Below are 12,290 nucleotides of genomic sequence, written 5' to 3'. Positions count from 1 at the left end.
TACGAGATGCTCGACAATGCGGTGTTGAACAAGCGATGTATCCTGGCTTTCATCTGTCAGAATATAATCATAGCGGGTACGGTACTGCTCGGCCAACTGTTCATCAACGCGCAAAGCCTGTTCCGCAATGGACAGCATATCGTCAAAGTCGAGAAGTAGATGCCCTTTCGTCTTCGATTTGAATTGTTCATATTTCAATGCAATACTGCCCGCTTTGTCGAAGGGTGCCGGCACTTTCTCCCACTCGTTGAAGGGGATCATCCGGTTTTTCACATTGCTGACAAATGTCGATAATGATGCCAATTCATCTTCCGTACAATCATCACGAAGCGTTTCTTTGTAAAAGCGTTTCAATAGCATCGATTTCGTGATGGCTTGCTTCCCTTTCCCACCACCTTCAATCAATTCGAACGCGTCTCCCGTCTTTTGCAAGTAGGTGCGTGTAATTGTAAATGCGAGGCTATGTATGGTTGAAAAATCGACGGGGGGATGTCGTGGGAAAAATCGTTTAAAACGTTCTGTCATATCGCGTGCTGATGCACGGCTGAACGTGATCGCTTTAATGCGTTTCGGATTCACATGTTTCTCTTCGATCAAATAGCCGATCCTCATAATCATCGTTGTTGTTTTTCCCGATCCCGGACATGCTAATAACAGCAAAGGCCCATCCGTTTGCATAACGGCATTTTGCTGTACCTCGTTCAATTTGATTTGTAATTCATTCTTTTTCCTTGTAAAAAAATCGGTCATTGCATAGGTGCTCCTTCTTCTTGCGTTGTACTTAATTTACCATACGAACGTGTTTGCGTCCGTGAAAAAGAAACAACCTCTGCTTGTTGCGCAGAGGTTGTTGACTAAAAGCCGCCTGATTCGAGTCTATCGTTTTGGATGTCCGCTTTTTCTTTCTTGCTGCCCTTATAAGCAGTGGAGGCGACTTCGTTCGTATGCCGTTGTTCGTCGGTATACTCAGTTCCCGCCAATTGGGCTCTGTTCGTATTGTCTTTTGTGCTGTTTCCCTCTTTGCTTTTATGTTCTTTAGACAATGCCATCGCTCCTTCTTTGGTAGTCTGTATAGGAATACCCGAAAGGAGAATAGTTAATCATCATTTACTTAGGAATGCCGATTGAATTGAGTGGATAAAATCTGAAACCGACCTTCCCTACGACAGACTCCTCATCGATACAACCGATGGCACGGCTATCGGTGCTGTTCCTGCGGTTATCTCCGAGTACGAAAAGCTGTCCTTCCGGCACGGTCACTTCGAAGTCCTCCGTCAATTTTTGATCCTTGAAAAGCTGTTCCTTATTCGCTTGGATATACTCTTCTTCATATTCTTTCCCGTTAATGAAGAGCTTGTCATCCTTCATGACAACAGTGTCTCCTGGCAGACCGATTACTCGTTTAATATAATCTTCCTTGGAACCTGGTGCATGGAAGACGACCAAGTCAAAATGATCAAGCTTATGGATTTTAGAAATGATGACACGGTTTTCCGATTCAAATGTCGGTTCCATCGATTGACCGGATACGATGACAGGTGAAAATAGGAAGTGCCTGATCGCAAATACGAGAACGCAAGCGACTACAATAGCTTTGATCCATGACAAAATTTCAGAAGTTGTTTCTTTTTTCATTTGAAAGCCCCCGATCTTACAATTTGTATACTATATAGTATAGCCTAGTTATGGTATGAATGGTTTTATTCTTCAAGAACCTGCTGCAAATGCGCGGTGCAATTGAAAAGCTCGCAAAGGTTTTTATCGTCACCAAGTTCGACGATTGTCAGTGATGTGTTATCCAAGTTTTCCTCATAGACGGTTTCAGTTACAAGCTCGTTCAGCATCCGCTTAATAAAGCTGCCATGGCTGACAACAAGCACCCTTTTGCCTGTATGCTTCTGATGGATGTCCTCAATGGATTCCATTCCACGGGAAATGACGGCTTCTTGCGATTCGAATCCCATGTCCAGCTGTCTCCAATCCTTCCCCCACTTCTCGATGCGCTCCGCCTCGGTCGTCCCTTCAACCATTCCGCCGCCAACCTCGCGCAACCGTGAATCTTTGACGAGCTCAATGCCCGGCATTTGTTCTGCAATGATTTCAGCAGTCTTCTTAGCCCTAAGTAGATGGCTCGTATAAATGACATCCCACTGTTCCTTGGACAATCGACCGGCGACGCGTTCCGCCATTTCAATCCCTTCATCATCCAAAGGGATATCCGAACTGCCTTGGGCTCTTCCTTCCTTATTCCATGCGGTCACACCATGCCTGACAAACCCGATAATCGTCAAAATAACCACTCCCCCTTATGCGTTAATTTTTTATACAATATAACCGAGCGAGCGAAGCACATTGTTCATGAACGATTCAATATACAAATAGACTTCCTCGCGCTCAGGCTCTTGATAAAGATCATGGTACAGCCTTTTCCATTCTTTGTATTGAAATTCGGAAAGCTGTTGGTTCAATAGCCATCTTTTTGCAAATGAAACATCGATAATTTTATCATGCTCCCCTGTGTGTAGGAGGATCGGTGTGTCATAAATGCTTTCTTCATGACTCATGATGGATTTCATCATCGCATGCAGTTCACGATACCAAGACGCAACAATTGCCGAGCTATAATCCCGATCATTTTGGAACTCTATGTACATATCGTAGTTCCGTGTCAATAATTCGATTTGAATGTCATGATTCAATTTCATGGAACTTGTAAGTTTCGTCAGCACCCCTGAAAACTTGGATGGCTGGTGCTTCATAGAGAGCCAAGGGGAACTGAATACGAAGCCTGCGCATTCAATCTTTTCACGTTGCAGAATATGCATGACAATCGTGGCGCCAAGTCCGTGGCCAAGCACGAATAACGGCAAATTATCTTGCAGCGCAATATCAATCATTTTTTTCACATGGTCCACATACGACTCGAACGGTTCATCATGTGTTCTTCTTCCGCTATCGGCGCCATGCCCGGGCAAATCGCTTGTAACGACATGGAATCCGCCGTTTCGCAGCTTTTGAATGAGCCACGCATACCGCCGATGATGTTCATACGCATTATGGACAATTACAACAACCGCTTTCGGTTGTCCTTCCGCTTCCCATTTCCACATGGCACTCATCCTCCCCTATATGTGAATGAAAGTTTTGTGTTAGGATAAATTATACATGATTTTTAGAAAAGAGGAGGCACTTCATGATTTATTCATACAATGGAAAGACACCCCAAATCGACCCTTCCGTCTATGTTGCGGATTATGTCACAATTACTGGCGACGTCTCAATCGGGGCAAACAGTTCAATCTGGTTCAATACGGTTATCAGAGGAGATGTCGCCCCGACAATTATCGGTGAACGGGTCAGCATCCAAGATTTAAGCTGTCTACATCAAAGTCCTGGCAAGACATTATTGATTGAGGATGATGTAACAGTCGGCCACAAAGCCCTTTTACATAGTTGTGTCGTCCGCAAAGGCGCACTAATCGGAATGGGCTCCATCATTTTGGATGGCGCAGAAATTGGCGAAGGTGCGTTCATCGGTGCAGGAAGCCTCGTCCCACCCGGTAAAAAAATACCGCCAGGCTGCCTCGCTCTAGGCTCGCCCGCAAAAGTCGTCCGTGAGTTGAACGACGACGACCGGGCGGAAATGGAACGCGTCTTGAACAGCTATGTTGAAAAAGGAAAAATGTACAAGGAAATGCAATCATAAAAAACTTGCAGGTGCTGCACATTTAGGCTGCACCTGTTATTTGTTGGAGACTAACAAAATGATGATTCCCGCTACGACGACACACGCAACTAAGCCGACAAGTCCGAGTAATACTAAAACGCTGAACGCCATTATAGAATCGCCTGCCCCACTTTTCTAGTATTATAATAAACGCTATGAATCTGCTTAGGTTCCCTACTAAGTTCGCCAATGCAGAGTTCTCGTTTCTCCCGAGTAACTTCTCGTTCTCGGTGAAAGAGTTCTCGTTTTCCACGGGTAACTTCTCGTTCTTCGTTAAAGACTTCTCGTTCTTCCCGAGTAACTTCTCGTTTCTCGTAAAAGAGTTCTCTTTTTCTACCAATAACTTCTCTTTACACAATAAAACATTCATGAGCTGTGGGCTCGCAACCCGGGCATGAAAATTATTTACACGGAAAAAAGGAAGCAAGGATGTCTCCATTGCTTCCACATTGTCAATTATTGAACAGTCAAGCCAGCTTTCTCAATCAAATCAGCCGCTTTGTCCGTCTGCTCCCAAGGGAGTTCTACGTCAGTGCGACCGAAATGGCCGTATGCCGCTGTCTGCTTATAGATTGGACGGCGGAGGTCAAGCATTTTAATAATGCCTGCCGGACGTAAATCGAACAACTCACGCACGATTTCCACGAGCTTGCTCTCCGCGACTTTACCTGTTCCGAATGTATCGATTGAAATCGAAACCGGTTTCGCAACACCGATTGCGTAGGCTAATTGAACTTCACAACGATCCGCAAGTCCCGCAGCGACGATATTCTTCGCTACGTACCGTGCCGCATAGGATGCGGAACGGTCCACTTTCGTCGCATCTTTACCGGAAAATGCACCACCACCATGACGCGCATAGCCGCCGTACGTGTCAACGATGATCTTACGTCCTGTCAAACCTGCATCCCCTTGTGGTCCGCCGATGACGAAGCGACCTGATGGGTTGATGAAGTATTTTGTCTCCTCATCCAATAATTCTACTGGCACAACAGGGTTGATGACATGTTCCTTAATGTCATTTTGAATTTGTTCCAAAGTAGTATCAGGATGATGTTGAGTGGAAATGACGATCGTGTCAATCCGTACCGGGTTGTTATCCTCATCGTATTCCACTGTCACTTGCGTTTTGCCATCAGGGCGCAAGTAATCAAGAGTGTCATCTTTCCTTACTTGTGCAAGCCTGCGTGCAAGCTTATGGGATAAACTGATCGGCATTGGCATAAGTTCCGGCGTTTCATTACATGCATAACCGAACATCAGCCCTTGGTCTCCTGCTCCGATCGCTTCAAGCTCTTCGTCACTCATTGTCCCTTCGCGCGCTTCCAGTGCCTGATCGACACTCGCCGCGATATCAGGAGATTGTTCGTCAATGGAAGTCAATACGGATGAAGTCTCCCAGTCGAATCCGAATTTCGCGCGTGTATAGCCGATATCCTTCACTGTATCCCTCACAACTTTCGGGATGTCTACATATGTTGAAGTCGTAATTTCTCCGATAACGAGCACGAGTCCAGTCGTGATTGTCGTTTCACACGCTACACGTGCATTCGGGTCTTCCTCTAAAATGGCATCCAGGATGGCATCAGAAATCTGATCGCACATTTTGTCCGGATGTCCTTCTGTTACCGATTCTGAAGTGAATAATCGGCGATTTGTCATTATAGTTTCCTCCTTAACAGCTTGCAAATATTGATACGGTACTCTAATTGTCCCAGTAAGTTCAGCGCCTAGAGAGTCGACGTCAACATACACAAGGATTAAGGGCCTTATAGATTAAAATCAATTACGCCTCGGCGTAATTGCGTCCAAATTTTGAATTGCGCTTGAGGCCAACAGGATGTTGGTCATGCAACCGTTGCCAATCGAACGGCGAAGGGTTCGATTTGCCGTATTTCTGCGCTTTTAGCAGAAATTAAGGCACCTTCAGGACGCGGCGAACTTAGGTTGCCCTCTTTAATTCACTTCAAAATTTGTGACATCCGCCGGAGGCTTGTATTCATTTAGCGAGCATTTTTAACACCCGCTAAAGAAAGAGATAACATTACAATCATCTCTTCATTTAAGATAATTGACTTTAAGCTAAATGAATATAAAAAGCCCTTCGCTCACGTAAATACACATGAGGAAAGGCATAATTTCAAAAGCAGCACCTTTCACTCTTATCGTCCAAGGAATTCAACCTTGCTCCAGGTTTGGCACCTTCTCGCGGCCATAATGGTCCACGCAGGTTGCCGGGCTTCATAGGGCCTGTCCCTCCGCCAGCTCGGGATAAGAGTATCCGTTCAATAAACAATCCTACGAAAAAGTTTGCACTTTGTCAAACATTTTTAGACATATGTACTTGAGTTTTTCATTAGTATAGATTATTATTCTAAATGTGTTATACTATTTACGAAATGTGATGAAACCCATCGAATGGGATTACATGCAAAGGACGGTACCAAACATGATTTCAGCGAAAATTGAAAACGGATTACACGAGTTACTTTCAGGCACCAACGTAAACATACAGCCTTCAGTGGCAGAACTGATTGAAAAAGCGACATCCCGTGGAGAAGCGAAACTTTCCGCAGACGGCGCCCTCACTGCCGAGACAGGAAAGTATACGGGCCGTTCTCCTGGAGATAAGTATATTGTCGAAGAAGACTCTTCAAAAGACAAAATCGACTGGGGCAAAGTGAACCGCCCAATCTCATCTGAAATCTTTGATTCATTATATAAGAAAGTTCTTAACCATCTTAAAGTGAAAGATGAGCTATTCGTATTCAAGGGCTTTGCAGGAGCTGATAAGGACTCTCAGCTATCCATCCAAGTCATCAATGAATTCGCATGGCAAAATCTTTTCGTCAACAATCTATTCATCCGCCCTACCCAAGAAGAGTTGAAAACACATGAAGCGCAATTCACGGTGATTGCTGCTCCGACGTTCAAAGCGGATCCTGCGGTGGACGGAACGAAAACCGAAACCTTCATCATTGTATCACTTGAAAAGCGTATTGTGTTGATTGGCGGTACGGAATATGCGGGAGAAATGAAAAAATCCATTTTCTCCGTCATGAACTACTTGCTGCCTGAGCGCGGAATTCTTCCGATGCACTGCTCTGCAAACGTTGGTGAAGATGGGGACGTCGCTTTGTTCTTCGGACTTTCCGGCACAGGAAAAACGACTCTTTCTGCAGATGCTAATCGTAAGCTGATCGGTGATGATGAGCACGGCTGGTCCGAAAACGGTGTATTCAATATCGAAGGCGGCTGCTATGCGAAAACGATCAATCTCTCACAAGAGAAAGAACCTGAAATTTACGGAGCGATCCGTTTCGGTTCAGTTTTGGAAAACGTCGTCTTGGATGAAAAGACACGTAAGCCGGATTACGATGATAATTCATTAACAGAAAATACACGTGCAGCGTATCCGATCCACAATATCGAAAACATTGTGACGCCATCTGTTGCAGGACATCCGAAAGCGATTGTCTTCTTGACTGCGGATGCATTCGGCGTATTGCCTCCGATTTCAAAATTGACAAAGGAGCAAGCGATGTATCACTTCCTGAGCGGCTTCACTTCGAAGCTTGCGGGAACTGAGCGCGGTGTTACTTCACCGGAAGCAACATTCTCTACTTGCTTTGGCGCCCCTTTCCTTCCATTGCCTGCAACGGTCTACGCAGAAATGTTAGGGAAGAAAATCGACGAGCATGATGCACAAGTTTTCCTTGTCAACACAGGATGGACTGGCGGAGTGTACGGCGTAGGTCAGCGTATGTCTTTGAAACATACACGCACAATGGTCCGGGCAGCAATTGCTGGTAAATTGAACGATGTAGAATACGAAGAGAATGCAATTTTCGGTCTTGCTATGCCTAAAGCAATTGACGGCGTACCGACTGAAGTGCTGAACCCTCGTAACGCGTGGAGCGATCCAGCTGCATATGATCAGAAAGCAAAAGAATTGGCAGATCTATTCCGTGAGAACTTCAAGAAATTCGGTCATGTTTCTGAAGAAATCACTCAAAAAGGCGGACCAATCGCGTAATGATAATAAAGCTCCAGGTGCAATTGTGCACTTGGAGCTATTTTTATTCATTTCCCTGCCGCCTCATCCAATCACATAAATCGCGGACAATCTGTGCATTATGCGCTGTAGGGAAATAATGGGTATACTCGGGAAAATACCAAGTCTCGTACTGTTTATCCTTATCCCGCAGAGCGTCCTCGAGCAAAATCGCCTGTTCGAAAGATACATTCTCATCCTTCATGCCGTGGATAATCAAAATAGGGGCATCGATTTCATCCACCTTGAATAATGCCGTCCGTTCCCTATACGCATCAGGCATGCTATTCGGTGTGCCGCCAATGACACGCTTCATCATCCGGCGCATATCTTCGCGTTCATTATATGTAAAGATGACATCCGAAACACCTGCCCACGTCACTACAGAAGAGATATCCTCCCGTAAAATCGCTGTCCAAAGCGCCATGATACCACCTCGGGAGAATGCATACAAATGAATCCGGTCCTTGTTCAACATTGAACTCTGCTTCAGGACTTCAACAGCATTGACCGCATCCTGGCGATCGTCTCCTGCGAACTCGTCACGCCCTTCGCCACCTCTATTGCCACGATAATAAGGCGCAAAAACGACAAAGCCTTGCGAAGCGAACTGGGCAATACGAGCAGGACGTACCATGCCGACATGCTGGATGCCTCCTCGCAAGTAGATGATCCCTTCATAGTTCCCTCCGCTTACCGGTTCAGCAAGCAACCCCTTCACCTTCAGCCTATCTGACCAATACGTTATTTCCTCGAGATGGATGTTTGGATTAGGTGATGGATAATCTCTTCGGTGCAAAATCGCCCCGTTAGGCAACATATGCGTCCACCCACTTTCGAATTTCCACCATTCCTGCATCTTTCATATGGAAGCTCAATTCATCGCAGTTGGCCAATTCTTCATCCGTCATCCATAATGCGCCTTCCGTTTCAAATAGCTGGGGATTTTCTTCAATGCTGGACACTTTCCCTGTGAATACCGCTTTGCAAAATGTCACATTGCTCATGACAACGTATTCAGCAAAATTGACGAGATCCGTAATGGTCACACCTGTTTCTTCTATCGTTTCACGAATCGCAGCTTCAGTGATCGATTCACCGTCTTCCGCCTTGCCTCCGGGAAATTCAATGCCGCGTATGGAGTGGCGTGTGACAAGCCATTTCCCTTCGTGCTTCAATACGACAAGCACATGTCTCGCTTCTATGCCAAAGCGATTCTCACCGAATGTCAGCTCAACATGCGCTCCTTGTAAATCGTTAAATGTCGTTGTTATTTGACTTCACGTCCTTTCACAATCAATTGAATGGTTGAACGGGTGCTGATGTTATCATAGGCCTGCCCTTTGTAAAATACGGCAGCTGTTCAATGAACCTCTTCGTCTCATCATCAGTGAACTCATGGATTAATGCATATAATTTCATTGTTCTCCGATCAATTTCATGGTTATCCCGGTCATAGTGATATTGAAAATAAGGCCGCGTATGTCCTATAAGGAAATTACTGAATTCCAGACGCCCTATTTGGGAAAACAGATTATTGAAGACAGGCAGGAACTCTCGACTCATCTCCACTTCGTACTCCCACGGGGAATCATGCTTATGTGCATATATTTGTTGATTGGCGATTGATACGTACATTCTGACTTTGTCGTTTTCCATGTGACCCATCCTTTTTTGTCGTAGTATGGATCACTTTGGACCAACGATACATTATTCAGATGGAATTCGCCTCTTCATTCGCGACGCGTTCAACGGCATTCGCCACATTCTCATGCACGGCTGGATCCAATGGATGCGGAACAAGATCCCCTGGTTTCGTGCTATCCAGAATGGCGAGTGCAGCGGCAATGAGCATTGGATAGGTGATGTCTTTTGCATGCGCATTCAAAGCACCTCGAAAGATTCCAGGGAAACCAAGTATATTATTCACTTGTCTGCCATCCGCGGCAAATGCGGCTCCCGCATCCAGTGCAGCTTCCGGATCAATTTCTGCATTCGGATTGGACAACGCCAAAATGATTTGGCCTTTACGGACCATTTCCGGTTTGATCAAACCTTGCACCCCGGTCGTTGCGATAACAATATCACAAGTTTGCATAATCTCTTCGACCGATTTCAAAGCCGTTCCGCCATGATGCTTCAGTCTTTCAATCGCTTCAGGATTCGGATCGACCCCACGCATTTCCTTCACGCCATATGCCATGAACATCCTGCTGATGGCAAGACCTGCAGCGCCCAGTCCGATTTGACCGACGACTGATTCAGACAATTCCACACCCGATTGCCGGCATGCGGAAAGAGCTGAAGCAAGCGTGACGACCGCGGTCCCGTGTTGGTCATCATGCATGACAGGTATATTCAGTTCCGCTTTCAACCGCTCTTCGATTTCAAAGCAATGCGGAGACCCGATATCTTCCAATAAAATTCCCCCGAAGCTTTGGTGAATATGCTTGACCGTTTCCACAACCTCATCGGGATCGCTCGTGTTGAGCAATATCGGAATCCCGCTTATCCCCGCGAATTGATCGAACAGGACCGCCTTCCCTTCCATGACCGGCATGCCTGCGACTGGACCGATATTGCCGAGCCCTAAAATTGCCGTGCCATCCGTCACGATAGCGACAGTGTTTGAAATGCCTGTAAAATAATCGGCCTGCACTGGATCATTTTGAATCACTTTACAAACATTAGCGACTCCAGGCGTGTAAATTCTCCGTAGATCACCCAATGAGCGGACTGGCGTACGGCTCTTCATCGCAATCTTGCCGCCTTCGTGCGCATGCAATACATCATCTGTCACTGCATGCACATGAATACCTTCACCGATTGCATTAATAGCCGAGACAATTTCCTCCAACTGCGCCTCACTCGTACACTGAATGGAAACATCTCTTATTGTCGATAATGTACCTACTTTTATTGTTTGAATATCTCCAATATCCCCCTTCAGTACACCGATTGCTGTTGCAACTTTCGCGAAGTTGCCCGGTTTCGATGGGGTTTCAATAATTAGGTTCCTTATGAATTGGATATGTGACATAATGTCGCCTCCTAAATGATCCTCTTAACTACTCGTACCCCATTTTACACATAATAAGTGGCTCCAACAAAAATAAAGCGCGAACTTCCTAGATTAACAGGAAATCCGCGCTCTCTTTTTCATGCTTTCGTATCGACTGCTGAACCTTTATAAGGATGGGCAGCTGGTTGGTCCTGCATACTTTGCAGCATATCTGTCACTGCAGTTGCATTCACCGATAAAGCCTTATTCATGACGCTCAATTGGACAGTAGATTGCAAACTTCTCAATTGGCTCGCCATGATGGAGTTCATGTTCATAAACCATTCCTCCTTTACAATGCTATTATCGGAGAATAAATCGATGATTCAAGACCTAATGATCATTTATTGTCTTCACCGAGGAACGCATTCAACATCCATTGATGCTTCTCAATGCTTTGATAGGTCGCATTCAATAAATCCTCTGTCATATCGTCGCCGTCTTTCGCAGCAATCTCCATCCCTTTTTTCAAGGATTTCATGATTTTATCGAAATCGTCAGCGATGGTTTTCACCATATCCTCTGCCTGCTCATCGCCTTTCGCCTCTTTTACGACGGACTGCTCCAAATGCTCCTGTAATGTCGCTGTCGGATTTCCACCGAGTGTCAATACTCTTTCGGCGATTTCATCCATATGGGCGGTCGCCTCATTGTAAAGCTCCTCAAATTTTGCATGCAAGGTGAAAAATTGCTTCCCTTTTACATACCAATGATAATTATGCAACTTGGCATACATAACCGACCATGTCGAAACTTGTACATTTAGCTCTTCCATTAATTCCTTAGACATAAAAAAACCCCTCTTCGTTTTTCTTTTAATGCATCTCCCTGTTAATTTACCACTAGAACAAATAAAATAAACATACATGAGAAAGCAAGGTGTTCAACATTGAAAACAATTTTGATCGGTATTATAAAAACATATCAAAAAATCATTTCTCCGCTCACACCGCCGTCATGCCGTTTCTATCCTACTTGCTCCCATTACGGGGTGGAGGCGCTCCAGAAGCATGGTGCTTTCAAAGGATCATGGCTGACGGTCCGCCGAATCTTAAAATGCCATCCGTTCCATGAAGGCGGTTTTGACCCGGTGCCGGACAAGATTGACAAAAAAAAATAGATTTTTTCACCGGCATTTTGCCGGTTTTTTTCTTTTATGTTGCGAAAACTGTTGGTAACATGTATTATAAGAAAGTATTAAATCGTAATCATTACTATTAAGAAGGCGGAGGATTTAGTTATGAAGAAGAAATCACTCGTTTTCCTGGCACTTATCATGACATTGCTCATTAGCGCCTGCGGGAACAAGAATGATAAAGACAATGCTGCAACTGACGATGAAGGGAAATTAGCCGTCTACACGACTGTCTATCCCCTGCAATATTTCACCGAGCGGATCGGCGGGGATTTTGTCAATGTCAAGTCCATCTATCCGGCGGGAGCAGATG

The 12,290-nt window shown here is 45.3% G+C and carries 15 protein-coding genes, 1 pseudogene and 1 riboswitch; of the genes and pseudogenes, 4 read left to right on the top strand and 12 right to left on the bottom strand.

Annotated features, from left to right (window positions below):
• From AWV70_RS09945 to AWV70_RS09925, 5 genes are all read right to left on the bottom strand, one after another.
• Positions 1-750: UvrD-helicase domain-containing protein (locus AWV70_RS09945; protein ID WP_153009945.1), on the bottom strand; the 750-nt coding region annotated here is incomplete at its 3' end.
• Positions 751-854: 104 nt separating this feature from the next.
• Positions 855-1,043, bottom strand: a complete 189-nt coding sequence (locus AWV70_RS09940; RefSeq protein ID WP_153009944.1) for a hypothetical protein — start codon at positions 1,041-1,043, stop codon at positions 855-857.
• A 64-nt stretch (positions 1,044-1,107) separates the two neighbouring features.
• Entirely contained in the window at positions 1,108-1,635 is a 528-nt protein-coding gene (lepB, locus tag AWV70_RS09935) for a signal peptidase I (RefSeq protein ID WP_060206620.1), read from the bottom strand.
• 65 nt (positions 1,636-1,700) lie between these two features.
• On the bottom strand, positions 1,701-2,300 hold the full coding sequence (locus tag AWV70_RS09930; RefSeq protein WP_306464385.1) for a histidine phosphatase family protein: 600 nt from the start codon (positions 2,298-2,300) through the stop codon (positions 1,701-1,703).
• A 21-nt stretch (positions 2,301-2,321) separates the two neighbouring features.
• On the bottom strand, positions 2,322-3,110 hold the full coding sequence (locus tag AWV70_RS09925; protein WP_060206616.1) for an alpha/beta hydrolase: 789 nt from the start codon (positions 3,108-3,110) through the stop codon (positions 2,322-2,324).
• 83 nt (positions 3,111-3,193) lie between these two features.
• On the opposite strand from AWV70_RS09925, the gene AWV70_RS09920 reads away from it, so the two are divergent.
• Positions 3,194-3,706 (top strand): gamma carbonic anhydrase family protein, encoded by a 513-nt coding sequence (locus tag AWV70_RS09920; RefSeq protein ID WP_060206614.1) that lies wholly within the window; start codon positions 3,194-3,196, stop codon positions 3,704-3,706.
• Between the two features lie 477 nt (positions 3,707-4,183).
• Here AWV70_RS09920 and metK read toward each other — a convergent pair whose 3' ends face one another.
• Positions 4,184-5,392: a methionine adenosyltransferase gene (gene metK, locus AWV70_RS09910; protein ID WP_153009946.1), complete on the bottom strand. Its 1,209-nt coding sequence runs from the start codon at positions 5,390-5,392 to the stop codon at positions 4,184-4,186.
• 494 nt (positions 5,393-5,886) lie between these two features.
• A riboswitch (SAM riboswitch) is annotated at positions 5,887-6,005 on the bottom strand.
• A 171-nt stretch (positions 6,006-6,176) separates the two neighbouring features.
• On the opposite strand from metK, the gene pckA reads away from it, so the two are divergent.
• Entirely contained in the window at positions 6,177-7,763 is a 1,587-nt protein-coding gene (gene pckA / locus AWV70_RS09905; RefSeq protein WP_060206607.1) for a phosphoenolpyruvate carboxykinase (ATP), read from the top strand.
• A gap of 43 nt (positions 7,764-7,806) precedes the next feature.
• Here pckA and AWV70_RS09900 read toward each other — a convergent pair whose 3' ends face one another.
• The 6 genes from AWV70_RS09900 to AWV70_RS09875 form a co-directional block, all read right to left on the bottom strand.
• The gene (locus tag AWV70_RS09900) at positions 7,807-8,601 is read right to left on the bottom strand and encodes an alpha/beta hydrolase family protein (RefSeq protein ID WP_060206605.1); all 795 of its coding nucleotides are present in this window, start codon (positions 8,599-8,601) and stop codon (positions 7,807-7,809) included.
• Positions 8,591-8,971 (bottom strand): NUDIX hydrolase, encoded by a 381-nt coding sequence (locus tag AWV70_RS09895; protein WP_235588609.1) that lies wholly within the window; start codon positions 8,969-8,971, stop codon positions 8,591-8,593. Before AWV70_RS09895 ends, AWV70_RS09900 begins: the two co-directional genes overlap by 11 nt.
• A gap of 106 nt (positions 8,972-9,077) precedes the next feature.
• Positions 9,078-9,440: a transposase gene (locus AWV70_RS09890; protein WP_235588608.1), complete on the bottom strand. Its 363-nt coding sequence runs from the start codon at positions 9,438-9,440 to the stop codon at positions 9,078-9,080.
• Positions 9,441-9,495: 55 nt separating this feature from the next.
• Positions 9,496-10,821 (bottom strand): NAD-dependent malic enzyme, encoded by a 1,326-nt coding sequence (locus AWV70_RS09885; RefSeq protein ID WP_060206599.1) that lies wholly within the window; start codon positions 10,819-10,821, stop codon positions 9,496-9,498.
• 119 nt (positions 10,822-10,940) lie between these two features.
• Positions 10,941-11,120 carry a putative motility protein gene (locus AWV70_RS09880; RefSeq protein ID WP_060206597.1) on the bottom strand — a complete coding sequence of 60 codons (180 nt, stop codon included), beginning with the start codon at positions 11,118-11,120 and terminating at the stop codon, positions 10,941-10,943.
• Positions 11,121-11,182: 62 nt separating this feature from the next.
• Positions 11,183-11,632, bottom strand: a complete 450-nt coding sequence (locus AWV70_RS09875) for a Dps family protein (RefSeq protein WP_060206596.1) — start codon at positions 11,630-11,632, stop codon at positions 11,183-11,185.
• Positions 11,633-11,731: 99 nt separating this feature from the next.
• Between AWV70_RS09875 and yidD the strand changes: the two genes are divergently transcribed.
• Entirely contained in the window at positions 11,732-11,962 is a 231-nt protein-coding gene (yidD, locus tag AWV70_RS09870; RefSeq protein WP_060206595.1) for a membrane protein insertion efficiency factor YidD, read from the top strand.
• A 120-nt stretch (positions 11,963-12,082) separates the two neighbouring features.
• Positions 12,083-12,290: pseudogene (locus AWV70_RS09865) on the top strand (adhesin); the annotation flags it as partial.

It is taken from the genome of Sporosarcina koreensis, assembly GCF_001531445.1.
Classification (GTDB): domain Bacteria; phylum Bacillota; class Bacilli; order Bacillales_A; family Planococcaceae; genus Sporosarcina; species Sporosarcina koreensis_C.
The sequence above is the reverse complement of the archived record's forward strand: the minus strand, read 5'-3'. Positions and strand labels throughout refer to the sequence as shown.

What these genes read in the sequence shown, in the direction of transcription:
- lepB (WP_060206620.1), bottom strand. Translation starts at nt 1,635, where the DNA reads ATGAAAAAAGAAACAACTTCTGAAATTTTGTCATGGATCAAAGCTATT.
- AWV70_RS09925 (WP_060206616.1), bottom strand. Translation starts at nt 3,110, where the DNA reads ATGTGGAAATGGGAAGCGGAAGGACAACCGAAAGCGGTTGTTGTAATT.
- AWV70_RS09920 (WP_060206614.1), top strand. Translation starts at nt 3,194, where the DNA reads ATGATTTATTCATACAATGGAAAGACACCCCAAATCGACCCTTCCGTC.
- pckA (WP_060206607.1), top strand. Translation starts at nt 6,177, where the DNA reads ATGATTTCAGCGAAAATTGAAAACGGATTACACGAGTTACTTTCAGGC.
- AWV70_RS09900 (WP_060206605.1), bottom strand. Translation starts at nt 8,601, where the DNA reads ATGTTGCCTAACGGGGCGATTTTGCACCGAAGAGATTATCCATCACCT.
- AWV70_RS09890 (WP_235588608.1), bottom strand. Translation starts at nt 9,440, where the DNA reads ATGGAAAACGACAAAGTCAGAATGTACGTATCAATCGCCAATCAACAA.
- AWV70_RS09885 (WP_060206599.1), bottom strand. Translation starts at nt 10,821, where the DNA reads ATGTCACATATCCAATTCATAAGGAACCTAATTATTGAAACCCCATCG.
- AWV70_RS09880 (WP_060206597.1), bottom strand. Translation starts at nt 11,120, where the DNA reads ATGAACATGAACTCCATCATGGCGAGCCAATTGAGAAGTTTGCAATCT.
- AWV70_RS09875 (WP_060206596.1), bottom strand. Translation starts at nt 11,632, where the DNA reads ATGTCTAAGGAATTAATGGAAGAGCTAAATGTACAAGTTTCGACATGG.